The organism is Shewanella sp. 10B, from assembly GCF_023475885.1.
Classification (GTDB): Bacteria; Pseudomonadota; Gammaproteobacteria; order Enterobacterales; family Shewanellaceae; genus Shewanella; species Shewanella mangrovisoli.
The window spans coordinates 826,042-850,240 of sequence record NZ_JAMDJO010000002.1 but is presented as its reverse complement, the minus strand read 5'-3'; the positions used below and the strand labels follow the sequence as shown (position 1 = coordinate 850,240).

17 protein-coding genes and 4 tRNA genes are annotated in these 24,199 nt (G+C 49.4%); 13 read left to right on the top strand and 8 right to left on the bottom strand.

Annotation, left to right across the window (positions count from 1 at the left end):
- Positions 1 to 190: 190 nt before the first annotated feature.
- Both M0415_RS11300 and M0415_RS11295 read left to right on the top strand, forming a co-directional pair.
- A complete protein-coding gene (locus M0415_RS11300; protein WP_249553578.1) occupies positions 191 to 3,901 on the top strand; it encodes a response regulator in 3,711 nt (1,236 codons plus the stop codon).
- Positions 3,902 to 3,985: 84 nt separating this feature from the next.
- Positions 3,986 to 6,388, top strand: a complete 2,403-nt coding sequence (locus tag M0415_RS11295) for a zinc-dependent metalloprotease (protein ID WP_249553580.1) — start codon at positions 3,986 to 3,988, stop codon at positions 6,386 to 6,388.
- Positions 6,389 to 6,428: 40 nt separating this feature from the next.
- On the opposite strand, the gene M0415_RS11290 is transcribed toward M0415_RS11295, so the two are convergent.
- Positions 6,429 to 8,237 carry a protein kinase domain-containing protein gene (locus M0415_RS11290; RefSeq protein ID WP_249553582.1) on the bottom strand — a complete coding sequence of 603 codons (1,809 nt, stop codon included), beginning with the start codon at positions 8,235 to 8,237 and terminating at the stop codon, positions 6,429 to 6,431.
- Between the two features lie 247 nt (positions 8,238 to 8,484).
- On the opposite strand from M0415_RS11290, the gene M0415_RS11285 reads away from it, so the two are divergent.
- Together M0415_RS11285 and M0415_RS11280 are read left to right on the top strand one after the other, a co-directional pair.
- Positions 8,485 to 8,823 carry a hypothetical protein gene (locus M0415_RS11285; RefSeq protein WP_086902944.1) on the top strand — a complete coding sequence of 113 codons (339 nt, stop codon included), beginning with the start codon at positions 8,485 to 8,487 and terminating at the stop codon, positions 8,821 to 8,823.
- Positions 8,824 to 8,930: 107 nt separating this feature from the next.
- Positions 8,931 to 9,587, top strand: coding sequence for a thiopurine S-methyltransferase (locus M0415_RS11280; RefSeq protein ID WP_249553585.1), 657 nt, complete (start codon positions 8,931 to 8,933; stop codon positions 9,585 to 9,587).
- Positions 9,588 to 9,786: 199 nt separating this feature from the next.
- Here the strand turns inward: M0415_RS11280 and M0415_RS11275 are convergent, their stop codons facing one another.
- On the bottom strand, positions 9,787 to 9,978 hold the full coding sequence (locus tag M0415_RS11275; RefSeq protein WP_011715776.1) for a bacterioferritin-associated ferredoxin: 192 nt from the start codon (positions 9,976 to 9,978) through the stop codon (positions 9,787 to 9,789).
- A gap of 248 nt (positions 9,979 to 10,226) precedes the next feature.
- Here M0415_RS11275 and M0415_RS11270 point away from each other — a divergent pair, with 248 nt between their 5' ends.
- The gene (locus M0415_RS11270) at positions 10,227 to 11,801 is read left to right on the top strand and encodes a methyl-accepting chemotaxis protein (protein WP_088211794.1); all 1,575 of its coding nucleotides are present in this window, start codon (positions 10,227 to 10,229) and stop codon (positions 11,799 to 11,801) included.
- Between the two features lie 115 nt (positions 11,802 to 11,916).
- On the opposite strand, the gene M0415_RS11265 is transcribed toward M0415_RS11270, so the two are convergent.
- Entirely contained in the window at positions 11,917 to 12,849 is a 933-nt protein-coding gene (locus tag M0415_RS11265; protein ID WP_249553587.1) for a D-2-hydroxyacid dehydrogenase, read from the bottom strand.
- 90 nt (positions 12,850 to 12,939) lie between these two features.
- Here M0415_RS11265 and M0415_RS11260 point away from each other — a divergent pair, with 90 nt between their 5' ends.
- Positions 12,940 to 13,275: a DUF3392 domain-containing protein gene (locus M0415_RS11260; protein WP_249553588.1), complete on the top strand. Its 336-nt coding sequence runs from the start codon at positions 12,940 to 12,942 to the stop codon at positions 13,273 to 13,275.
- Positions 13,276 to 13,298: 23 nt separating this feature from the next.
- Here the strand turns inward: M0415_RS11260 and M0415_RS11255 are convergent, their stop codons facing one another.
- The 5 genes from M0415_RS11255 to rsgA form a co-directional block, all read right to left on the bottom strand.
- Positions 13,299 to 14,021, bottom strand: a complete 723-nt coding sequence (locus M0415_RS11255; RefSeq protein ID WP_249553590.1) for a glycerophosphodiester phosphodiesterase — start codon at positions 14,019 to 14,021, stop codon at positions 13,299 to 13,301.
- Between the two features lie 15 nt (positions 14,022 to 14,036).
- On the bottom strand, positions 14,037 to 17,240 hold the full coding sequence (locus M0415_RS11250) for a mechanosensitive ion channel domain-containing protein (RefSeq protein ID WP_249553592.1): 3,204 nt from the start codon (positions 17,238 to 17,240) through the stop codon (positions 14,037 to 14,039).
- Between the two features lie 68 nt (positions 17,241 to 17,308).
- The gene (locus tag M0415_RS11245; RefSeq protein WP_283771388.1) at positions 17,309 to 18,193 is read right to left on the bottom strand and encodes a DMT family transporter; all 885 of its coding nucleotides are present in this window, start codon (positions 18,191 to 18,193) and stop codon (positions 17,309 to 17,311) included.
- Between the two features lie 14 nt (positions 18,194 to 18,207).
- Positions 18,208 to 19,086: an archaetidylserine decarboxylase gene (gene asd, locus M0415_RS11240; protein ID WP_011627258.1), complete on the bottom strand. Its 879-nt coding sequence runs from the start codon at positions 19,084 to 19,086 to the stop codon at positions 18,208 to 18,210.
- 80 nt (positions 19,087 to 19,166) lie between these two features.
- A complete protein-coding gene (gene rsgA, locus M0415_RS11235) occupies positions 19,167 to 20,231 on the bottom strand; it encodes a small ribosomal subunit biogenesis GTPase RsgA (protein WP_249553594.1) in 1,065 nt (354 codons plus the stop codon).
- Positions 20,232 to 20,343: 112 nt separating this feature from the next.
- Here rsgA and orn point away from each other — a divergent pair, with 112 nt between their 5' ends.
- The 7 genes from orn (at position 20,344) to M0415_RS11200 (ending at position 24,139) form a co-directional block, all read left to right on the top strand.
- Positions 20,344 to 20,889: an oligoribonuclease gene (gene orn / locus M0415_RS11230; protein ID WP_086902935.1), complete on the top strand. Its 546-nt coding sequence runs from the start codon at positions 20,344 to 20,346 to the stop codon at positions 20,887 to 20,889.
- A gap of 189 nt (positions 20,890 to 21,078) precedes the next feature.
- Positions 21,079 to 21,154, top strand: a tRNA-Gly gene (locus M0415_RS11225).
- 44 nt (positions 21,155 to 21,198) lie between these two features.
- A tRNA-Gly gene (locus tag M0415_RS11220) sits at positions 21,199 to 21,274 on the top strand.
- Between the two features lie 44 nt (positions 21,275 to 21,318).
- Positions 21,319 to 21,394: transfer RNA gene (locus M0415_RS11215), tRNA-Gly, on the top strand.
- A gap of 32 nt (positions 21,395 to 21,426) precedes the next feature.
- Positions 21,427 to 21,502, top strand: a tRNA-Gly gene (locus M0415_RS11210).
- 439 nt (positions 21,503 to 21,941) lie between these two features.
- Positions 21,942 to 22,397, top strand: coding sequence for a ferritin family protein (locus tag M0415_RS11205; RefSeq protein WP_249553596.1), 456 nt, complete (start codon positions 21,942 to 21,944; stop codon positions 22,395 to 22,397).
- Positions 22,398 to 22,639: 242 nt separating this feature from the next.
- On the top strand, positions 22,640 to 24,139 hold the full coding sequence (locus M0415_RS11200) for an NAD(P)H-hydrate dehydratase (protein WP_249553598.1): 1,500 nt from the start codon (positions 22,640 to 22,642) through the stop codon (positions 24,137 to 24,139).
- Positions 24,140 to 24,199 lie beyond the last annotated feature (60 nt).

The following is a 24,199-nucleotide window of genomic DNA, read 5'->3' as shown; positions in this document are numbered from 1 at the left end:
ACTCGTGGGACCTTTGTTTTTACGCATTTCTATGTTTTTCAATCAACTAATCATAGACTTTGACAGCCTTCGTACGGCAATTATTTGATGCGACTCGGGGTTTCTTCCTGCTAATATATGAAGCCATAAATGAACTCAGTCACTTTTGCCACCGATGGCTAAAATCAAGCGCTGCAATCAAGGGTAGTGGATGAAATCGAGTGAGCCGGATCTCCAGCTAAAATCGCCGATCCAAAAGAATTATAACCGTGCTGTTTTTTATACTTATATCGGCGTGATTGTCCTGTCGTTGCTGACGGCGTGGATGTTTTTCGATCGCCAAAAAACTCAGCAGATGGATCAGCGTGAAGAGCAGGTCGAGCGTCACGTATTGCAAATCGACTTATTGCTGGAGTCGAGCATCCGCGCGGTGAAGAGTTTGCGGGATGTGGCCGTGGATCACCTGCGCTTAGGGGAGCTGGTGCGTAAAGAGCGTTTACCGCAATACGGCAAATTTAATGAAAGTGGTCAGTATTTTACCTTAGAGCCTAACTACGCCAAGGGCGGTAAACCCTTTACCAACATGGGGCGGATCACGGGCGCGGGTTCCCTCGATGGTCGCAGCGATAAGTTCTACCAAGAGCTGGAAATGCTGTTTGAATTGTCACTGTCTTTCCCTGTCGCGAAGGAAGCCGCACCTAAAGCCTCGGCGATTTATTATTTATCGCGTCAGCGGATGATGTCCTACTTCCCTTGGACCAACGGTGATCAGCGTTTTAGGGACGAGCTGCTCAATAAGAAACAATTCCAATACGCCACCCCGGCGATGAACCCGCAGCGCAGTGTGTTTTGGAGTGAGGCCTATGTCGATTCGACGGGCAAAGGCTTGCTGACCACCTTAGGTGTGCCCGTTTATCTCGACGATGAGTTTATGGGCTCAATTAACCTCGATATGACCTTGGCCTCATTGGCGCGGCAAATTCGAGTGTACTTCAAGATGCCGGGGACGGTGATCCTACTCGATCAGCAGAACAATATTTTGTCCCACAGTGACTTCGATGGCTCTGATATCAATCGGGTGTACCACATCAGTCAGCGCATTCCGTCTGAGCTGCATTCGCTCCCAGAGTCCGAATTATTTGATGCCCACGAAGGCATTATTCGCAACGGTTACTATATTCACTCGGTCGCGCTGCATAACGCGCCGTGGCGCTTGTTGTATCTGCAAAATGAAGACGATCTGTTCCAAGATTCGGTCGAAAAACTGCAACTGACCTTTATCCTCGTAGTCATCGCCCTGTCGGTACTGGTGACCATAGTGCACTGGCAAACCCGCCGCTCCTTCGTGAGCCCTGCATCGCGGCTGTTATCGCACTTAGAAGGCTGCTCCCAAGAGCCGCGTAAACCGCCGGAAAAAATCACTCCGGGCTGGGAGCCTTGGTTCCTGCTGGTGAGCCGCATCTTTGAGGAAAACAAGCAATACACCCATCATTTGGCCGAGCAAAATAAGCGACTCGACAAACTGGTCGCGCGCCGTACCGAGCGGTTAAAAGATGCGACCGAACGCCGTGAGCGTGAGTATGCGTTGTTGCGCTCCTTACTCGACTCCATCCCTGAAGCCATTGTCTTTAAAGATAAAGAAGGCAATTACCTCGGCTGTAACAAGGCCGCCGAGCGGATGCTGGGCTACACCGAAAGCGAGATGATTGGTCTGTCGTCGGAGGATTTAACCTCGCCGGAGATGGGCATTCGTATTCGCGCCGAGGATGAGCAGATCTTAAAAGATCGCACGCCGCTGCGTTATCAAGAGAAAGTCGAGTTAGCCGGCAAACCTGTGTTGCTCGACACCCTGAAACTGCCTTTCTATAACCGTCGTGGCGAGCTGCAAGGCTTAATTGCCGTGTGGCGCGATGTCACGCGTGAGTACGAGTCCGCCGAGCAGTTACGCCTGTCGGAGGAGCGTTACCATTTAGCGATGGACGCGGTGGAAGACGGTCTGTGGGACTGGTATCTGGATTCAGAGCATATTATTTGCAACCCATCCTATTATTCGATGCTGGGCTATAAACCCAATGAATTCCCTGCGTTAGTGTCGGCTATCGACCAGCTGACGCATCCCGACGATAGAATTCGGGTCGAAGAATACCGTAATCAGTATCTGCAAAATCCCGTCGATGCCTATGAGATCGAGTTTAGGATTTTAGGCAAAAACGGCAGCTATCACTGGGTGCTTTCCCGCGGTCGGGTGGTGGAATTTACCGCCGATGGTCAGCCTAAGCGTATGGTCGGTACCCACAAGGACATCACGCGCCATAAGAGTAACGAAGTAGCACTGTTGGAGGCTAAGCAGGACGCGGAACTGGCGAACCTGTATAAGAGTGAGTTCTTGGCTAACATGAGCCACGAAATCCGCACGCCAATGAACGCCATTATCGGTATGTTGCAGTTAGCGCAGCGTACCTCGCTGACGGCGCAGCAGAAGGATTACCTCGAAAAGGCCGGATTCTCGGCGCAGTCGTTACTGCGGATTATTAACGATATTCTCGACTTCTCTAAGATTGAAGCGGGTAAGTTAGAGCTAGAGCGGGTGCCATTCCCGCTGGATAAAGTGCTCGACCATGCCCTCGATCTCAATGCGCTTAAGGCGCAGGAGCAAGGCGTCGAGTTATTACTGTATGCGCCAGTCACGGCAGGCCTCATTCTTAAGGGCGATCCGCTGCGCTTAGGCCAAGTGCTGATTAACCTGTTATCGAACGCGGTGAAGTTTACCCAATCCGGTGAGATTGAACTGGGCTGCGAAGATGTGGGCGAGCGCGACCATCGAATTACCTTAAAATTCTGGGTACGGGATACGGGTATTGGGATTAGTAAAGATCAGCAGGAAAAACTGTTCGATGCCTTTGCTCAGGCCGATGGTTCGACGACCCGTAAGTACGGTGGCACGGGATTAGGTTTATCGATCAGTAAGCATTTGGTCTCCATGATGGGCGGCAAGATGCAGGTGCAGAGTGAGTTAGGCGTTGGCAGTACCTTCAGCTTTACCATCAGCTTTGAGATTGCCGAAGAGGCCAAGGTTGAGCCCTTAGTGGTGCCTGAAAAACTCAATAATTTACGTACACTTGTGGTGGATGATAACCCAACGGCGCTGCAAATTTACTCGGCATTGATGCGTGACTTCCACTTCGAGGTGGATACTGCTGCAAGCGGCGCCGAGGCGCTGTATAAGTTGTCGCGGGATCCTATCGATTTATTGTTGCTCGATTGGATGATGCCAGAGATGGATGGTGGCGATGTGATCACTGCCATCGATACCATGGTGGCCGAAGGCCGCATCGCAAAACGGCCCATTATCATCATGATGACCGCCTATGCGGCGGAACCTTTACAGCACGAAGTCGACAGTGCCAATGTGTTTGCCGTGTTGCAAAAGCCCTTTAAGGCATCGAGTCTGTTCGATGAGATCATCGCCGCCTTTGCCGATGAGCCAAGGCTTAATGTGGTGCAACCTATTGATGAAGTGCCGGTAGAAGAGGGTGAACATACAGGGCTTGTGCTCTTGGTGGAAGATAACTTTATCAACCAACAGGTGGCGACTGAGCTGCTAAAGAGCGCAGGATACGAAGTCGTTGTTGCAGGGAATGGCCAAATTGCCCTCGATATTATCGACTCTCGCCCCTTCGATGCGGTATTAATGGATATTCAAATGCCAGTGATGGACGGGTTAACCGCGGCGCGGGCACTGCGTGAACGCTTTAGTGCCGACGTGCTGCCTATTATCGCCATGACGGCCCATGCGATGTCGGGCGATCGAGAAAAGAGTCTCGCGGCAGGGATGAATGCCCACATTACTAAGCCGATAGTGTTAACTGAACTGTTTGAAACCTTATCGCATTGGATAAAACACAAGAATAATCATCATTAATTGTTTGCCCGGGGCCAATGATGGCCCCGCGTGGTTTAGATTTTGTGTAACATGACCACGTAGACAGCCTAATCAGGAGGAAAGATGAAACCCCATAGCCTAGCCCTCGCCATCCTACTCTTAGGTTTACCCGCGTTGAGCGTCGCCGCGGATCTGCCGAGCACTAAAGTCGTTAAGCAGAGCCAAGCCGCTAAGGGATTTCTTAATCTTTACTATGAGCCAAGCGAGGGGGAGTTATACCTCGAGGTGAGCCGTTTAAATCAGCCTTTTTTATTGGTGACTAGTTTGCCTGAAGGGGTCGGTTCTAACGATATCGGTCTCGACCGTGGTCAATTAGGTCAAACTCGCATGGTGCAGTTTGAGCGCCAAGGTCCCTACATCCAACTTAAGCAACTGAACACCCAGTATCGCGCTAATACCCAAGACGCCGCCGAAAAGCGCGCCGTGGATGAGGCCTTTGCCGATTCGGTATTGTGGCAGGGTAAGTTACTCGATGGTAAGCCAGATATGGTGGCGATCAGCGAGTTGGTACTCAACGATCTGCACGGTGTCGCGGATGCTCTACTGCATCGCGGGCAGGGGAATTATCGCCTCGATTTAACCCGCTCGGCGATTTTACCCGCTGGGGTGAAATCTTTTGAAAAGAATAGTGATGTGGATGTGCAGCTTACCTTTAAAGCCGATGCGGCGGGTGAGCAAGTGGCTAAGGTCACGCCCGATGGCACCTTAATGTCGGTGCGGATGCGCTACTCCTTTGTCGAGCTGCCCGATGAGGGCTATCAACCCCGCGCTTATCATCCTATGAGCGGCTATTTATCCGATGAGTATCGCGACTATGCCACACCGTTTTCGGCGCCACTGGTGCAGCGGTTTATTTTGCGCCACCGTCTGCAAAAGGTGAATCCTGGCCCTGCACCGAGCGAAGTAGTCAAGCCCATCACCTATTACCTCGACCCAGGCGTGCCTGAGCCTATCCGCTCGGCGCTACTCGATGGTGCACGCTGGTGGGAAACGGCCTTCACCCAAGCGGGATTTATCAACGGCTTTAAGGTTGAACTCTTGCCGCCCGATGCCGATCCGCAGGATATTCGCTACAACATGATCCAGTGGGTACACCGCGCCACGCGCGGATGGTCCTACGGCGCGGCGCTAACCGATCCGCGTACCGGCGAAATCATCAAAGGCCAAGTGACCTTAGGTAGCTTGCGGGTGCGCCAAGATTACTTGATTGCCAAAGGCTTAACTGCGGGCTGGCGTGATAGAAGCGCCGCCGAGCAAGCGGCTAATGACTTAGCCTTGGCGCGTATTCGCCAACTTGCCGCCCATGAGGTCGGCCATACCTTAGGCTTAGATCATAACTTTGCCGCATCGACTAATCAGGATGCCTCAGTGATGGATTATCCCCATCCTAAGATCATGCTGAAAGGCAATGACATTGATATATCAGCACCCTATGGCGTAGGTGTCGGGCCATGGGATAACTTTGCTATCGCTTACGGCTATAGCGATGAAGGCGATGTAACGGCGCAGCAGGCGCTGCAAAATCAGTTGCTGGTCGAAGTGGCTCGAAAAGGGCTGCGCTATATTGGCGAAGCCGATTCGCGCCAAGCGGATGCCAGCCAAGCCTATGCGAGTTTATGGGACAGCGGTGACGACCCTATCGCGCAGCTGCTGGATTTGACCCGTATTCGCGCTAAGGCCATCGAAGGTTTTAGCAGCACGGCACTGTTGCCGGGCGAGCCACTGGGTGAGTTAGCCGATGCCTTTGTGCCTATCTATTTGCTTAACCGTTACCAAATCGATGCGGTCACTAAGTTTATTGGCGGCACTGACTATAATTATTTGTCTATCGGTGAGGGTAGTCGCTGGAGCTATATCGCGCCGCAGTTACAAATGTCGGCCCTCGATGCGCTGCTCAGCACCTTAGATGTGGCCAGTTTAACGGTTCCGCAAACCTTACTCGATACGCTGGTGCCTAAAGCGGGCAATTATCAAGCGACGCGGGAGTCTTTCGAGTCTGGGCTTGGGGTGGTGAGCGATCCCCTCGGCATGGCGGAAGTGTTAGCGCGCCATACTGTGGGTCAGCTATTAATGCCACAACGCTTAAATCGCGTCAGCCAAGGGGCAATGGCAGATAATGAGCAGCTCTCGGTCGAAACCTTACTCAATAAGCTGTTTGCCGCGACCCTTTATCAAGAAGATAAGCTCGCTCTGATTGAAGGTGTGTGGATGCGGGTAAATGCGGTGGTGATTGATGAACTCTTGTCTGCGTATCACGACCCGCAAACCTCGGCAGAGGTGAAGGCGGCAATTTACGAGCGCGCCCAATTTGTGATTAAACAGCTCAAAGCCAAAGCGAATCGCGCGAATGCTAAGGTGGCCTCCCACTACACTTGGTTGCAACAGGGGCTGAGTGCAGGGCTCACAGATGCCAACAGCAAACTCATTCCTAACCCCTTGAAACTGCCGCCGGGCTCACCAATCTAAGCTTGGTTTTCAGCATCATAGGCGCTAACGAGGTGATTCGTTATGCGCCTATTTCTTTTGGGTTTCTAGGATAAAAATGTTCGGCTTTACGCTCAATATGGGTAAAGCGGCGAGTATTTTTATAGGGTAGTTTCATAAAGCCAGATACCCCATGGCCTTGAATTTTACCTACATAATGCAAAATGCGGTCGAGGCTAGCGCGAAACGCCGCCTGTTTACGTGGATTGAGCAGTTTTAAGTAGCTGTGGATCTTTAAGTGATTCGGTAGCGCCTCGAAAATGATGCAGCCCGTGTGGTGGATTTGGTTGATACGCGCCAATTCCTCCATGATTTCACTTGGTAATTCGAGGTTTTCATCCGGATCCTTACCGTCTTCAAAGTAAGAGTGCAGCCGAGATTTATCTTCGAGGGTCGGCACATCTCCGACTTCGAAGGGCAGTTGGAGATCGGCGCTGGCGACAAAGGGTTCGCTGGTGTTTTCGCGCTCGATATGCAGCGTGTCCCTAGCGTTAAAGAAGCAGGCCTTAAACACTCCGATACGCTTAATCCCCCGCGCGAGTGTCACCATATTATTAACGGCGATGATGAGGGCACTCTTTTGTTTAGCATCGTAGATGGCGAGGTTGGAGTCGATAAACACGCCCGTTTCCTGCCAATGGATAGCAAGGCCACCCACGATAGGGTATTGACCGAGTCGCCCCACGGCGGCGATAAAGCCCTTTTCGGTATCGCCCATGCCGGCTAAGAAGTTGCGATAGTATTTTTCGAGCTGGATGTCATCCATCTTAGCGATGGGATCCTGCGCGTTATGTTCCTTTAAAAAGGATTTACGCGAGCTATAACTGACGGTTTCGACATCTTTTTCGCGGGATTGTACCCAGACTGGGATTTCACCCAGCAGTTCGGTTTTGGGCAACTCGGGTAAGTGTATTCTATGGCTGTGGCGCATGCTTTTGAGAAAATAATCCCCCGCCAGATTGCGCTGCACGGCATCAATACTGAGCATGCCTTCCAAGGTGCGCGCCAACTCCATGGGTAAGCCTATGCTGGTGGGCGGGATCACCTGCGCGCCGAAGCGACTTGCCTGTCCTGAGGCCAAGGCATACAAGGTCGCAGCTACGCCTTGCTCGTCGAAACGCGGGCTGGAGAGCGCGCCATTTAGCTGTTCTTCACCGATAAAATACACGTCCCCCATGCGGGCATTGGTGTGCTGCTGATCGCTCGACATCAACGTCATCACATTGTCTTCGACGGCCTTGTTATATTCATCCCGTTGCGCAAATACGGCCGAGCCCCAGTCGATTAAGGATAAATGTTGGCTTTCAATATCATAGACAAGGTTCGAGGGCTTAATGTCGCCATGCACTAAGGGTTTTCCCGTTCGCAGATAGTAGAGAATATCGGCCAGTTGGCGGGCAATACTCATCACCATGGCGGGGGGCAGGGCGCCTAAGCGGCGGCAAAGCTGTTCGAGATCTTCACCCTTAGCACGCTCCATCACTAAGATCCCTTGTTTGCCGACCCGCTCAAATTTGATCGCCCCTGGAATGTTAGGGTGTTTGAGTAAGGACAGCATAAAGGCTTCTTCCTCTAAGCGATCTTGAATATGCTGCGGCAGATTAATTCTTGAGAATTTAAATACATGGGCTTCATCGGCCTGATTAATCCCCGCAAACACAAAGCCGTAAGCCCCCTTACCGATAAACTCAATGTCGCGATAACCCAACTTACTTAACTGTTGTTTACATAAACGGATCCACGCCTTGTGCTTACGGGCATCGTTGGCTTTGAGCAAGTAAATGGATTGCTCTTCGGAAATGTAAAAATGTTGTAATTGGGGTGTTTGCAATGCGCGACTCCTTGTTTTGGTTATTTAAACAGTAAGCGAGGCTGATAAGCAAATCGGCTTAGGATGCTGTGACTGGTGTTGCCTGCGATAAACTTGTGATTTTTAGGGCTTACCTATCCCATCATTTCGTCGCTGACTTTGATTTATATCAAGTTAAATCGTATGGAGTCTAGGTAATCTTAAGCACATTGGATGGGATACATTTTTGTTAAATTTCCCGTGGACAAAGTGGATGAAAGGAGGGCATATGCCCGCCCAAGATAAGGCTTTATTGATCGAGTTGTTAGAGTTTCCGCGTAAGCGAATTTTGCAGTCAATGGAGGTGACCCATTGTCCACATGCGGTATTTTTTAATGATCGCGATGAGCAGTGTCTCACTTGCCACCAGGGCATGGAATGTATCTGGATGAACCAGAACGATGAGCTGGTAGCCGTCGAGCAAAAATCCGTCGCCGAGCTTAAGCAGCAGTTGCTGATCGCCGTTGACTTTATCGACTCATCCCTAAGTCCGCATCATTTGTCGCGCCGCCAATGCCAGTGTGAGAATTGCGTTTGGCTCCGCCGGGTACAAACGGCACTGGCTTAGTCATTAACTGTTTACATCTCTATGATTAACATACGGTATCTGAGATTTTGCATCCACCCGTGAATGCCATTAGAGTAAGGATAACTTTAGTCATTTGAGATATACCTATGGAACCCGGTTTTTGGCATGAGAAGTGGCAGCAACAGCTGATTGGTTTTCACCAGCAAGATATCAATCCCTTTCTCGTAAAGTATTGGCATACCTTGGCATTGCCTGCCGAGGCCCAAGTTTTCGTTCCCCTGTGTGGCAAATCTTTAGATATGTGCTTTTTAGCCGAGCAGGGGCATCAAGTGATTGGTTGTGAGTTAAATGAACTCGCAGTGCAGCAGTTTTTCGAAGATAACCAATTACCTATGCAGCAAAGCACGCTGGGTGAGCATCAGCATTATCACACCGAGCAGGTGAGTTTATATCAAGGGGATATCTTCACTTTGCCTGCGTCTATTACGGCGCAAGTGAGTGGTTTTTATGATCGCGCCGCCTTGATTGCTTGGCCTGAGAGCATGCGGGCGCAATACGCCAAGCAATTAGCGCAGTTATTGCCCCAGGGCAGCGTAGGTTTATTAGTGACACTCGATTACCCGCAAGAGGCCTTAAGTGGGCCGCCTTTTGCGGTGTCACCAACTTGGGTGGAGACACATTTAAGTGACGATTTTGACATCCAACTCTTGGATTGTCAGGACGTGCTTGCGGACAACCCAAGGTTTGTTAAGAAAGAAGTTCCTTGGCTGAATGAAGCAGCTTATCTATTAAGACGCAGATAATCAGATTGCATCCCATTGAGTTCAAAGCATTTATGCTTTTGGGCTGAGTGGGATGTGTCATTAAGGGGTAATATGATTATCGCAAAATAGGGGGATGCGCTGAGATTTGCGGTAGTCCCTTTAAGGCGAGTGCCTCGCTCAAGGAACAAGAATTGAAATACAGATATAGTTTGACAGAAAAAGAGCAGGAGGCTCGAAGTTAAGCCACTTCGTAGTAATTAGGTTCAATTTCTAATTGGTTCTGAATAATTTGTACGGCCATTCTGGCGCACTTACCGCATTGATCGGCAACGCCTAAACGCTTTTTAACGTCAGCAAGGCTAGAGTCGCCCTGACTTACCGCGTTTTTGATTTGCGTATCTGTGATGGCATGGCAGAGACAAACGTACATTTTTTCGACTCCAAAACGAATTGAGCTAATTCTAAATGAAAACGCTTATCAAATGCAATCCTAATGGTGTACTTGTTGTGTTGGTTATCTATTTTGTTACTCATCGCACATTTTCTAGGCTATGCTCAGAGTTCTGGAGGCGGGAAAAGGAGAGATGATTTTAGCGGTAATGGAGCATTGGACACGATCAAGGATGGATAACTCATGGACGATGGAATAATAAATTCACAATAAATCCAAGGGTTATCATGAGAAAGAATTTACCAGTCACACAGCGGGAATACGATTATCCAGCGGATTGGATTTTGTTGTCGACGACCGACACCAAAAGTCATATTACCTATGCCAATCCCTCATTCTGTACCGTTGCGGGATATGAGCTCAGTGCCATGTTGGGCCAGCCCCACAATATGGTGCGTCACCCCGATATGCCACCCCAAGCTTTTGAAGATCTTTGGAAAACAATCCGTAAGGGTGAGCCTTGGAAAGGCATTGTCAAAAACCGCTGCGCCAATGGTGACCATTATTGGGTTGATGCCTATGTGTCGCCGATTGTGGTGAATGGTCAGGTGGCCGAATTTCAGTCGGTACGTACTAAACCCAGCCGTGAACAGATCAACAGAGCTGAAGCCGCCTACGCCGAGTTAAATAAAAACGGTCAAGTTAAGGCGCTAAAACGCACCTTAGAGATGCCGACTAAGTTGGCGTTACTCGCCTTAGTTGCCCTGTTGCCCATGTTGTATTTGGCGCTGCAGATTGGAGTGGTGGGATTTGTGGCATTAGCCATCAGTGCTCTAGCGCTGTTTATCGGTGGCAATCTGATCTTAGGCCGTTATCGCACTCTGGTTGCTAAAGCGAAGAAAATCTACGACAACCCTTTGATGGCACACATTTATACGGGGCAATCCGACGATTTAGGGGCTATCGATCTCGCGCTGCAAATGCAAAATTCTGAGCTTAAATCCGTGCTTGGCCGCGCGCGCGATTCCTGTGATAACGTCAGTCAGCAAGCGAAAATCTCTGCAGCCAAAGGTGAAGAAATTCAAGGGACAAGCCAGTCACAACTGGCCGAGATTGAACAAGTGGCCACGGCCATGCAGCAGATGACGGCAACCCTTGGGGATATGTCCTCAAATTGCGCCGATGCGGCGAGTGCGTCACAGATGGCGTCACAGCAGACAATCAACGGCGATAAAACCGTTGTCAGTACTATTCAGTCGATTCAGGCGATGGCGCAGCAGTTACAGGAAACCTCGCAGGTGATCACTGAGTTAGAAGGGCATAGCCGGGATATAGGCAGAGTGCTGGATGTGATCCAAGGCATTGCCGAGCAAACGAACTTACTGGCGCTCAACGCTGCGATTGAAGCGGCGCGGGCGGGGGAACAAGGGCGGGGCTTTGCCGTGGTTGCCGATGAGGTGCGGGCGTTAGCGCAGCGCACCCATGATGCCACCAAAGAAATCCACACTATGATCAACTTGTTACAGCAAGGTACTCATAAGGCGGTGCGCAGCATGCAAGAGGGCGTGGATGCGGCTGGCGAATGTATTACGACGGCGGATCTTGCGGGCGCGGCGCTGCGTACCATACGTGAAGCGATCACTACCATCACGGATATGACCCACCATATTGCCAGTGCGGTGGAGGAGCAATCGAGCGTGGCGAACGAGATGAATCGCAGTGTGGTGAATGTGTCGCAATTTACCCACTCCAGTCATCAACTCGGTTGCGAAATGGTGAGCCTTAATGATGAAGTGATAGGCGAGATGAACTCCCATACAGTGCTAGTTGGACAGTTTTTAAAGCGCAGTTTTAAAGTCTAACTTCTATATCAATAATCCTTAATCAAAAGGCAATCATACACTGATTGCCTTTTGTTTTTGCCTGCGAGAGTTGTGATTTGCCGCTTTTAATTCACCCGCTAAACTCGCCCACAAATTAATAACCCTGAATAAAATCGACCTGATTTTGTAGCGACTCAGCTGCGATATAGCGGCGATAGTTTTCACTAAAAATGCGCACGATTTGCTCTGGATGACTCGGCGCCGAGATATGGGGAGTTATGATGGCGTTAGGTCTTTCCCAAATCGGATGGCTCGCAGGGAGTGGCTCCTGCGTGAACACATCGAGAATGGCCTGCTGCACAGGACGCGCAATCAGCTGGGTATTGAGGGCATCGAGGTCGAGCACATCACCACGGCCCACATTCACTAAAATTGCATCGGCTTTGAGGGTGGCGAGCATGTCTGCATTTAGCAGCAAACGTGTGTCTGGGGTGCTGGGCAGTAAATTGGTCACTACATCGCTTTGGCTTAAGCATGGCGCGAGCTGCGAGAGCGGCTGGATCGCATCAAAGCCTTCGACCTCCCGGCCGCTGCGGTTTATCCCTGTAACATGCATGCCAAAGTGCTTGGCGGTTTTGGCTACATGCTGGGCGATGGAGCCTGTGCCTAGGAGTAATAATCGCATCCCTTGTAAGCTGCTACGTGCAGCACTTTGCACTTGCCAAGATTTTTGCCTTTGCTGCGCTTGGTAGAACTGGTGTCCTCGCACGTGGGCGAGCAGATAACCAAACAGATACTCACTCATCAAGGGGCCGAAAATACCTTTAATGTTAGTGAGTTGATAATCTTTTCTTGCTCTTGGGCTCATCAGGGCATCAATGCCCGCAAAACTGGATTGCAGCCATTTTAGCTGTTTTGCATGGGGCAGCAGCGGCGCGGCAAGCTTGGGTTCGGCAAGCCAAATGTTAGCCTCTGCAATATTCGCGGGATTATCATCGAGCAACTCAAGCCCTGGCAACTGCTGCGCTTCAATGAGCTGGCGATACTGCTCATTCGCCTTGGTCAGTAAGAGTAACTTGTGCCCCATGTCGTCTCCCTTTATGCTTAGTTGTCGTTATTTTTCAATATGCTGCTGTAGTTGTTTTGATTTTGCAGCGTCAATTTAGGTTGAGTGATTATGTTTGATCAGTTAGTCGCCATTATTGGCCATTTAGGAAATATGCTTCGTCCTTGGTCCTTCGATATCGCCACGGCCATGGTCGTGTGTTTGATTTTAGTGTTTTCAGCCGATGTGAATCGTATCCTTAGACGGCATTTACTGGGCCATTCGTTTATCCTTCGAACCTTTGTTTTTATTATTGTGAATGCCTTTGGCTACGGACTGCTGATCGTCAAAGCTACGCCTTGGGTGGCAAGGCAAATCGTTGCCATGCAATCTCATTGGATGTTCTTGCTGATCGTTGCCATGTTCATCTTTATTGGCTATTGGGCGCAGCGAAATAGCCAAGCCTAAGCCGCTAAATCCACGCCAAGGGATTATTCGAAGTAGCCGCAGTAATCCGTGTTGGTGGGTTGTAACAGCGCCTGCATGGCGCGGTCGGGGAAATTGCTAAAGATCCCATCGACACCCAACTGCTGAAGGGCATGGATATCATCGCGATGATCGACGGTGTAAACATACACCTTAGCGCCCCTCTGGTGGGCGTCATCCACTAGGGCCTTGCTGATAAAACTCACATCTAAATGCAGGGAATAGGCGTTTAGCTCGCTCACCACCGCAGCACCATCGAGGGGAATACTGGCAAGTAAGGGCGCCACTAATGCCTGTGGCAGCGCCTGTTTGACTTGTTGTAAATAGGGATGATTGAAGGATGAAATCAACAATTGCTCCGCGCTGAAACCCAGTTCCGCGATGGCCTTAGGATAAAGCGCGAGTAGCGGCGCTACCGTATTCACCCCTTTCAGTTCGATGTTGATTGTCGCGCGGCCGGCAACCAGTTCGAGCACTTGCCAGAGCGTGGGAATCGGCTCGCCTTTGACTGTGACTGTGTCCAAATACCCTTTATTGACCAAATGGATGATGCCTTGGCCCGAGCTTTTACTGTCGAGTCTGCGGTCGTGAAATACCACTAACTCACCTTCGACATTATGCACATCCAGCTCAATGGCTGTGGCACCTAACTCAATGGCCTTGGCCATGGCGGCTAAGGTATTTTCCGCCACATAACCGCTGGCACCACGGTGAGCAAAAATAAGCATCTGATATTCGTCCTATTAACTGCGGATTATGCCGACCTGATCGCGAGTCTGGCCATTTTTAAGATGGATTTCCATTTGCGGATAGGCGAGCTCTAAATTGTTTTCTTTAAGCTTACGGGTTATGCGTTTATGCAGATCGTGGCGCAGCGGCCAACGGGCGGACATCTCTTTTGCATAGGCACGCACTTCGTAATCTTGGGTATGTTTACCAAAGCCCGCAAACCAAACCTCTGGCTCTGGATTAGGCAGCGCATCTTCGCATTCCTGCACCGCTTGATACAGAGTTGCCTCGACTTTCGCGGGATCCGAATCGCGGGCAACCGACACATGCACTATCACCCGCGTGATGGGGTCCGACAGTGACCAGTTAATCAATTGCTCGGTAATAAAGGCCTTGTTTGGAATGATAATTTCCTTTCTGTCCCAGTCGATAATGGTGGTGGCGCGGATCTGGATTTTACTCACGGTTCCCGTCAGATCGCGGATCGTCACCGTATCGCCAATCCGTACTGGCTTTTCAAACAGAATAATCAGGCCTGAGATAAAGTTGGCAAAAATCTCCTGCAAACCAAAACCTAGACCCAGTGACAAGGCGGCAATCAACCACTGCAGCTTTGACCATTCCATCCCGAGATTCGAAAAGCCAATCAGCAGGCCTAAAAACACGACTAAATAACGGCTTACCGTGGTGATGGCAAAGCCGGTGCCGGGTGTCAGGTCGAGCCGTTGTAGGATCATCAGTTCGAGCAGACCGGGTAAATTGGTCGCAATCATCAGTGAGAAGCCAACAATAACTAAGCCCAATAACAGCGATTTCATGGTGATAGGCAGCTGCTGCTCGACACCATTAACGCTGGTATTTGTCGTCCAGAGGGTGATGCCATCTAGGAAGGAAAATAGCGCCGTATGGGTTTGCGTCCACAGGCCAATCAAGCTGGCTAAAAACGCCAATAGCAATAGGGAGCGCACTAACCCGAGGGACTGACTCGAAATGGTTTCGAGGTCGACGACGGGCTCTTCGTAGGTATCAAGGCCATCGCTAGAAACATGGTGAGTCTCGCCCTTTTCCCGCTGCGCTAACCGTTCGGCCCGTTTGGCCTTGGCACGATCGAAGGCAATACGGCGGCGCTCGATCAACATCCAACGCTTAATTAATTGATAAAGCAGCAGGAAACTTAATCCCAATACGATGGACAGTTGTAACTGCAACAGCATTTGGAAGGCGGTGAAGTAGTAACCCCTAAAGGCTAGTACGGCACTTAGCAGTGGGACAGAAATCAGCAATGCCCAGAGCATTTTTTGAATAAGGCGTTTGTTTTTGCCGTCTTTCTGGGTGTCGCTATTCTGGCGGCTTAGCACCAAGATATCCTTGTATAACAAGAATAACACCACGCAAAAACAGATAAATGCGCCGCGGCCAATACTATTGCGGATAAGGGATGCGTCGAGGACTTCGGTAAAGCCCATAATGCCGAGCAGGGGGCTGGCGACAAACACGAAGTGTTTGAGCCTGAGCTGGCCTGCTTGGATGAGTTTTGAGGGGCGTTTGAAGTGGCCTACTAAGACCCCCTTGTCGAGGGCGAGGATAAATATCAAGCGATACAATAGGTAAACTAATCCTATTGCTAAAATTCCCATGCCGACGGCCTGCACAAAGTTACGTTCAGATTGATAGAAAATCCACCCTGCCGCGACTATGGGTAGCGGTTTGATCAGGGCATAACCTAGGCTGAGGACTAAGGATTTAAAGGTGTAGATAAATTTATCCTGAGTCACGTTGCCAACATAAGTGACATAGTGAGTGAGTAAACGTTTGAACTTAGGCCGGATTAAATCTTGGATTACTAAGCAGAGCACTAACAGAATGATCCACCATGACCAATAGTCATTTTGCTCCTGCCAGGCTTTACCCAATTGCCCCCACTGCGCCTCTTGCACTAACCACAGGGCGCTGCGCTGCAAGTCGGTGAGCCAGAGTTTATTGATGCTCGCGGCGTTTGGCACCCAAAACAGGTGCTCGTTGAGAGTGTTTTTTAAGGTCAGATGTTGCTGACTAAGTTGCTGATAATTGACTTTGAGCTTACCGAGTTCACTCAAATATTGGTCATAACTTTGCATCAACTGCGTCAGCAGTGCCTGTTGTGAGCGCAGCAGTTTAATCTGTCCCTCGTTGTAGAGGTTGGTTTGCTCTAACTCTTGCTCGTTAAGTGCCTGTTGTTGCTCGAGGTGGTATCTATCGAGGCGAGCATCGGCGATCAGCGTTTGCAGCTTCTCATGGTTTGGCGGCTTCGGCAGAGATTGCAGCATCTGCAAAAAACGCTCGCCAAAGGCAGAGTTCATTTTGACCCAAGTGATTTGCTCTTGGATATTCGCTAACTGCTTGGCTTGGGATTGATATTGCAGCTCGGCCTGCTCTTGCTGCTCAACCACGTTGTTGATTTGCAAGGTTAAGGTTTGGAGTTTTTGGCCGTAGATCTGGTTAGTGTCGGCAATATTGCGGGTCACAGGATCCACGACCTTGGCGGTATCCACTAAATTCTTCGCCAGCGTTGCATCGGTTTGTTGCTGACGCTGTTTATTCATCGCCTTATTGATGGTTTCAATAAAGGCTTCTTGCTGGCTTAATTGTTGGCGAACCAATTGTAACTGGAGCTGGGTGAGTTCGATGCGCTTTTGGCTGCTGGCAAGCTCGGCCTCATTGGTGGCTAGGCTTTGTTCGAAGAAAACCCGTTGGGTTTGCTGTAACTCGCCGGCTGGCGTGTCCAGTGGGGCTAACTCGGTTTTCTTATTTTGCAGCACATTCTGCCTGGCGTTGGCGATGACGGAGGGCAGCAGATTGTGGCGCTGTAACAGTTCGCTGACTTGATTACCGAGGGCGGTTTCGCTCTCTTTTAATTCCGACAGCCGTAAATAAGCCATCGAGGCTTGCTGGTTGAGATCAGTTCCTTTATCCAGCTTCAAGGGCTTAGCGGCCTCTTTTAAGCCGTGGTCGATGACTTTTTTGTTTTCTTCAAAATCGAGCTGCGCCTGCTGAAAACTGCTCGCATTCGCTGCCAATCTATCAATGTTGTTTTTAAGCTCAACAATTTGATCGTCAATGCTAATATTTTGTTGCTGATTTTGGTTGTTTAGGCCAAGGCGCTTGTCCAATTGCAGTGGCGAATTGGCATGGAGAGAAAAAGATAAAAAAGCAATAACGAACAATAAAATACGTGGCATATAAGCAAAAGCAATTAGGGGCGAAAGACGCACTCATCTTAGCCAACTTAGGCCAAGATTGGTATGTTTCAGACGTTCTTTTTTCGCCGTTGTGACTGGTGCGATTGATGGGTTTCGAAGATGGCGGTGGCGACTATGATGGTTCCGCCTATCAGAGTGTTGAGATTCAATGCTTCGCCTAAGATCACTAATGCCAACATCGCCCCGTAGAAGGGTTGTAGGCAGGAGACTAACCCCACAGTTTTAGCGCTTAATTGGCGTAATGCCGAGGTGAATAAGGCATGGGGCGCGGCGGTAAACACCACCCCGAGCAGCACTATCAAGCCCCAGGTCTCGAGGGAGATAGTCTGTAACTCGGTTTGATGCCAAGGCATAAGAAACACTGCCGCCACTAAGGTCTGATAAAACATGGCGTGGGGGCCGCTATATTGGGAAAAATAGCGTTTTTGCAGCAGGTTACGGGCGGTAAATAGCATCGCCGAGACAATCCCGACCGCAATCCCTAGGGTTGTATCGTTGCCAAGATTAGCTTCGGGAATCAATAGCACCACGCCTATCAGCACTAAAACACCACTGATAATATCCATCAGCTTGATTTTATTGCCTGTTAATAACGGCTCGGCAATGACTGTCATCACCGGATAGGTGAAGAAGGCAATCATGCCGATGGCAACCGATGAGAGTTGCATCGCGGCGAAGTAGGTAACCCAGTGCAAGCTGACTATCACACCTAAGCCGATAGCGACCAGATAATCCTGTTTGCTGGCAAGGCTTAAGTATTTACCGCGGAATTTGATGAGTGATGCCAACACCAAGGCCGCGACCACACATCGTAAGAAGGTAATATCGAGTGCGCTTAAGGGAATTAACTTTGAAAACAAAGCTGTGCCACCAAACATCAGCACAGCTAAGTGTAATTCGATTAATCCCGAAGGTTTAGCGGTCTGGCTCAATTGGGTCGCCGTAATTAGTCGGCTGACGCCTGATTTTTCAGATTAGCAAAGGCTTGACCCATACGCGTTACGGCTTCTGGCTCAACGCCTTCGGCGAAGGTGTCGATAGCATCTTTAGCAAACAGCATGACGACGGTACTGCCAAGCTTGAAGCGGCCCATTTCTTCGCCTTTATCTAAGGTAATGGCGTCTGGACCTACGGTTGGGTATTCCCATGTGAAGACTTGCTTGCCCGTTGGTGGCGTAATAGTGCCTGCCCAAACGGTTTCGATACTGGCCACAATAGTCGCACCCACTAATACCATGGCTAGCGGGCCAAGCTCGGTTTCAAAAATCGCCACAACACGTTCGTTGCGAGCAAACAGGCCTGGCACATGACGCGCCGTTAAGGGGTTAACGGAAAACAGTTCGCCCGGTACATAGGTCATCTTCGACAGCGTGCCCTTTATCGGCATGTGGATGCGGTGATAATCCTTGGGAGCCAGATAAATAGTCGCAAAATCCCCACCTTCGAAGCGTTTGGCATCTTCGGCTTGGTCGCCAAGCAAAGTGAGTGAAGAATAGTGATGGCCTTTAGCTTGGAAAATACGCCCATCCTTGATGGGGCCGAGCTGGCTAACGGCACCATCAACCGGGTGCACCATGATATTGGCCGCAGTATTAATTGGGCGAATGCCAGGCTTTAGTGCGCGGGTAAAAAAGTCATTGAAGCTTTTATAGGCTTCGGGTTCGCTCTGAGCCGCTTCGCTCATATCGATTTTATATTGCTTGATAAACCATTTAATCGCGGCAGTCGTTAATGCGCCAGCTTCGGAAGCGGCAAGTTTACCGACTAAGCGAGATAACAGGTGCTTTGGCAGCATGTACTGCAGCGCAATTTTAACTTTATCCAATTTATGTTCCTTTCCTTTATGTTGCTCAACTTAGGTTGAGACTTGTTCTACGTTAATTTTATGCGAAACGATGGCGTTAGTTATTCATCGCTTTGGGCACGAAAATGCCGTGCATGGCGCTGCTCATCTAGGCTTGCGATAATACGATGGTAGTTATTAAAGCGATCTTCGCTAATTTTACCCGCATCGACAGCGGCTTTTAAGGCACAGCCCGGATCATCGCCATGCTTACAATCGCGGAATTTGCAGCCACCTAAAAAGTCTCTAAATTCGATAAAACACCAACCGACACGTTGGGCGGGTAAGTGCCAGAGGGCAAATTCGCGCACGCCGGGGGAATCAATTAAATCACCACCGCTGGGTAAATGCAGCAACTTAGCCGTGGTGGTAGTGTGTTGACCCAGCCCTGAGTTGTCGGAGACATCCCCCACCAATAATTCGGCTTCGGGCAGTAAGGCGTTGACCAGAGAAGATTTACCCACACCGGACTGGCCGGCAAATACGCTCACTTTATCTTTCAGCAGGGCTTTAATGGTATCTAACCCTTCACCTAATTTACTGCTGACCTTATACACGGGATAACCAATGGCTTCGTAGCGCTTTAAGGCGGCTTCGATGGCGGGGGCTTCTTCTGGCGTTAGCAGATCAATTTTATTCAAAATGATGATCGGCGGAATATCCGTGTCTTCGGCCGCCACTAAGTAGCGGTCGATAATCTGAGTGGTAAAGCTAGGTAATACCGAAGACACAATCAAAATTTGGTCGATATTCGAGGCGATAATTTTCACGCCATCGTATAAGTCGGGACGCGAGAGGGAAGAGCGTCTTGGGTGTACTGCCTCTACAATGCCGGCAATGCCACTGTTGGCTTGGGTTTCAATGGCGAGGCGTACAATCACTTTATCGCCGGTGACTAAGCTCTTAATGGTGCGGCGAATATTGCAGCGCACGATTTGGCCATCTTCGGTTTCAATATCGGCATGTTGGCCAAAGCGGGAGATCACGTTTCCGCTCTGTTCTGGGCCGAGTGAGCTATCCTGTAACTCAGGCGCATTTTTATCACCATTGTCACGATTGAGGCGTTTCTCGTGATTGGCGCGCATACGGCGTAATTGGCCTTGGCTTAGGGGTTTCTTTTTACTCACTGATTTGTCTTCGTCAATTAGATGATTTTTTGTGTCTGAAAAAAGCAGTATGATACACGCTCTTGAATAAAAAAGCCTGAATTTAGGCTAACTGACATGATAAGGCTGAATTATGGCGGCGGACGCGAATAATCTCATTTGGATCGATCTCGAAATGACAGGGTTAGAACCCGATGTCGATAGAGTCATTGAAATTGCTACCTTAGTAACAGACCAAGAACTCAATATTATCGGTCAGGGGCCTGTGATTGCTATTCATCAATCGGATGATGTGCTGGCGGCCATGGATGATTGGAACCAAAAACACCACGGTGAATCGGGTTTGATCGATAGAGTGCGTGCTAGCCAAGTGAACGAAGCACAAGCGGTTGCACAAACCATCGCATTTTTAGAGCAATACGTGCCTAAGGGCGCTTCACCTATGTGCGGTAACAGCGTAGGGCAGGACCGTCGCTTCTTAAATCGTTATATGCGTGAACTGGAGGACTACTTCCATTACCGCAACCTCGACGTGAGCACGGTAAAAGAGTTAGTGAAGCGTTGGAGCCCTGAAACTATGGCGGGTTTCAAAAAGCAAAATACCCATCAAGCGCTGCAAGATATCCAAGAGTCGATCGCGGAATTACAGTATTACCGCAGCAAAGTATTTAAAATTTGACCGATCAGCAGATAAATCTGCAAGAAGGGGTTGCAGCCGCATAAATTTTTCATATAATGCGGCCTCAACTTTTTGATGCGGACACGAAGCGCTGCTCATATAAGTAATTGCGACATTAGCTCAGTTGATAAAGGTTAGGAGACGATACCTTTGTGAATGTTGAAGGCAAATGTGGCAGCGATACAAAAAGCGACATTAGCTCAGTTGGTAGAGCGATACCTTGCCAAGGTATAGGTCATCGGTTCGAACCCGATATGTCGCTCCAAATACAAATTTAGTGATTCACCAAGTCATTAAATACAAAATTATGCGACATTAGCTCAGTTGGTAGAGCGATACCTTGCCAAGGTATAGGTCATCGGTTCGAACCCGATATGTCGCTCCAAATACAAATTTAGTGATTCACCAAGTCATTAAACACAAAATTATGCGACATTAGCTCAGTTGGTAGAGCGATACCTTGCCAAGGTATAGGTCATCGGTTCGAACCCGATATGTCGCTCCAATTTCAGACGGTTACAGTCTTAAAATGTAAATGCGACATTAGCTCAGTTGGTAGAGCGATACCTTGCCAAGGTATAGGTCATCGGTTCGAACCCGATATGTCGCTCCAATTTTCTCGTAAGCATCCCCATTAAATCTTCTCCATTTCAAACTGATATATCACAACTTACGTTGCGCTATTTTGCTCTTTTGTCTGCTTCGCATGTCTGTTCCGTTCTTGATTGTTCGAAGGGCTTTTTTAGCACTTTCATCGCTGTAATCTATTAATCTTTGTTTGCACGGTTATCTCTAATGCTAATGCGGTTAAGTATGGGTAAACGTTGCATGCTTAGCGGCTGTAGTTGATGATGTTTTCTATTTTGTAAAAAATAAAACAGCAAGGTTAATGCGTGATCTGCGCCTTGTTTCTTCAAGATTTCCTAAATTAGATGGCGTTGCGAAAGTTAAATTATGACCTTGTTCAAATATTCGCAACGCTTTTACTTACATAATGAATCCAGACAAAGTTAATAGCGCCAAGTAGTTGGCTTAACACTGGAGTGCATTATATGCGTATTCAACAATTGCGTGATTTACTTGAGTATGTGGCGAACTGCCGCTTAGATATGGCGCAACTCTATGGCCGACTGAACAATCAGGCCGATTCTGCCCGCGTGAAGATGATGCTGGAATATTTTGAGTCTCATCAAAAACATGTGGCTGAAAAATTGCATGATTATATGGATGAGGCGCCCGTTAGAGTATTAGATACTTGGTATAAAGACTTTGTATTTGAAGATTTTACCAAGCGCTGTCAAGACACCATGTTGCCCGCCAACATGACCGAAGATGATGTGCTGAATCTGCACCTCGATTTAGAAAATCGACTGATTGGCTTATTGGAAAAAACCGTTAACTCAACGACTGCCGAAGATGCCCGCACCGCATTAGAGGGCCTGATTCGGGTAGAGAAAACTCAGCAGCAACGTTTGGTGCATAGCACAATTCGGATGGATGATATCTAATTCGATTCAGAATGACCTTTCAAAGCCAGCATAATGCTGGCTTTGTTGTCTTTACCGGATGAGTATTTTTCACTTTGGACGCTTTTTGCATGGCAACTGATTTACGTCATAATTTTTGGGGACGGTTTTTGCTACTTTCTTGATCTCATTGGTTGATTTGACCTTGTAATGCTTGGTTCTCACCAATCACAGGGTGTTAGATGAGCAGTCCTTTTGATTATTTGTCGCGCAGGAGATCCTCTATGGCACAAGATTTATCGAGTTTACCCACGGCGCTTTATACGCAGCAGCAGGTGAGAGCCGCCGAACTGCTCGCTGTTTCAGAAGGGGAAACCACTTTATATCAATTAGTTGAACGTGCTGGGCGGGCGGCATTCGAGTGCTTCACTCAACAGCGTGAGCGGCATCCTCAGCTTGAAGGAATGCCTTTACTCGTACTGGCGGGTAGCGGCAATAATGGTGCCGATGCGCTGGTCTGCGCGCGCCTAGCCTTAGAAGCAGGGCATCAGGTCAAGGTTTATTTGCTCAAGACCCAAGGCACAGCAGAGTTCGAGCAAGCACTTTCTGCCTATCTCAACCTGGGCGGTGTTATCGATTCCCCCAATATCGAAGCGATACAGCAGGCGCCAGTCATTATCGATGGTCTGCTGGGCACAGGCGTACAGGGCGCTGTGCGTGAGGAATTGGCCGCACTAATCCGTGCGATCAATCAGAGTGAAGCTTGGGTACTGAGTTTAGATCTGCCCTCGGGAATTGTTGCCGATACTGGCGTTGCTCTTCACGTCGCCGTGATGGCGGATGTCACTCTATGCTTTGGTGGGTTAAAGCAGGGGCTTTTGACCAGTAAGGCGAGACACCACTGCGGCCATTTGACCTTTGCCGATCTGGGATTAACGCCTTTCTTCGATGCCGAGAGTGCAATGCGAGTCGGCGGTGAAATGTTAAAAAGCCATTTTGCCGCAAGAGCACGGGACAGCCACAAGGGGCAATCGGGCAAGGTAACACTGATAGGTGGTGATTTTGGTATGGCGGGAGCCATTCGCCTCGCAAGTGAAGCTTGTTTACGTGTGGGCGCCGGATTGGTGACTGTGATCAGTAGGCCTGAACATCAACTGACAGTAAACGTCTCACGCCCCGAATTGATGTTTTGGGGCTGTGAACTGGTCGATATGGAAGTCTATCTGCGCCTAGGTTGGGCGCAGGTGGTGGTACTTGGCCCTGGTTTAGGAAAACACGACTGGGGTTATAACTTGTTTAAAGCCGCGGGCTTAAGCGATAAACCCTGTGTGCTCGATGCCGATGCTCTAAATCTATTGAGTCAAGAACCGCGCAGGCAAACTAACTGGGTACTCACGCCCCATCCAGGGGAAGCTGCGCGGCTCTTGGGATGCAATGTCGCCGACATTGAGCAGGATAGATTTGCTGCTGTGCGTGCTCTGCAGCAAAAATATGGTGGCGTGGTGCTGCTCAAAGGTGCGGGTACTATCATTTTTGATGGAAAACAGATGGTCGTGGCACCTGTTGGAAATCCGGGGCTTGCGAGTGGTGGGTGCGGCGATGTGTTATCTGGTATTATAGGCGCACTTATGGCTCAAGGAATGGATAACATGCAGGCGACCGTTGTTGGGGTTGTCGTTCATGGCTGCGCGGCCGATTTGGCAGCAGTGCAGGGTGAGCGGGGCATGTTAGCCAGCGATTTGATGCCTTTTATTCGCCAATTAGTAAATAGTGATTTACTCTAGGCGCTGTAAAACTTAAGCGCAGGACATTCCCGCGCTTAAGTTGCCTCCTCCATCCATAAC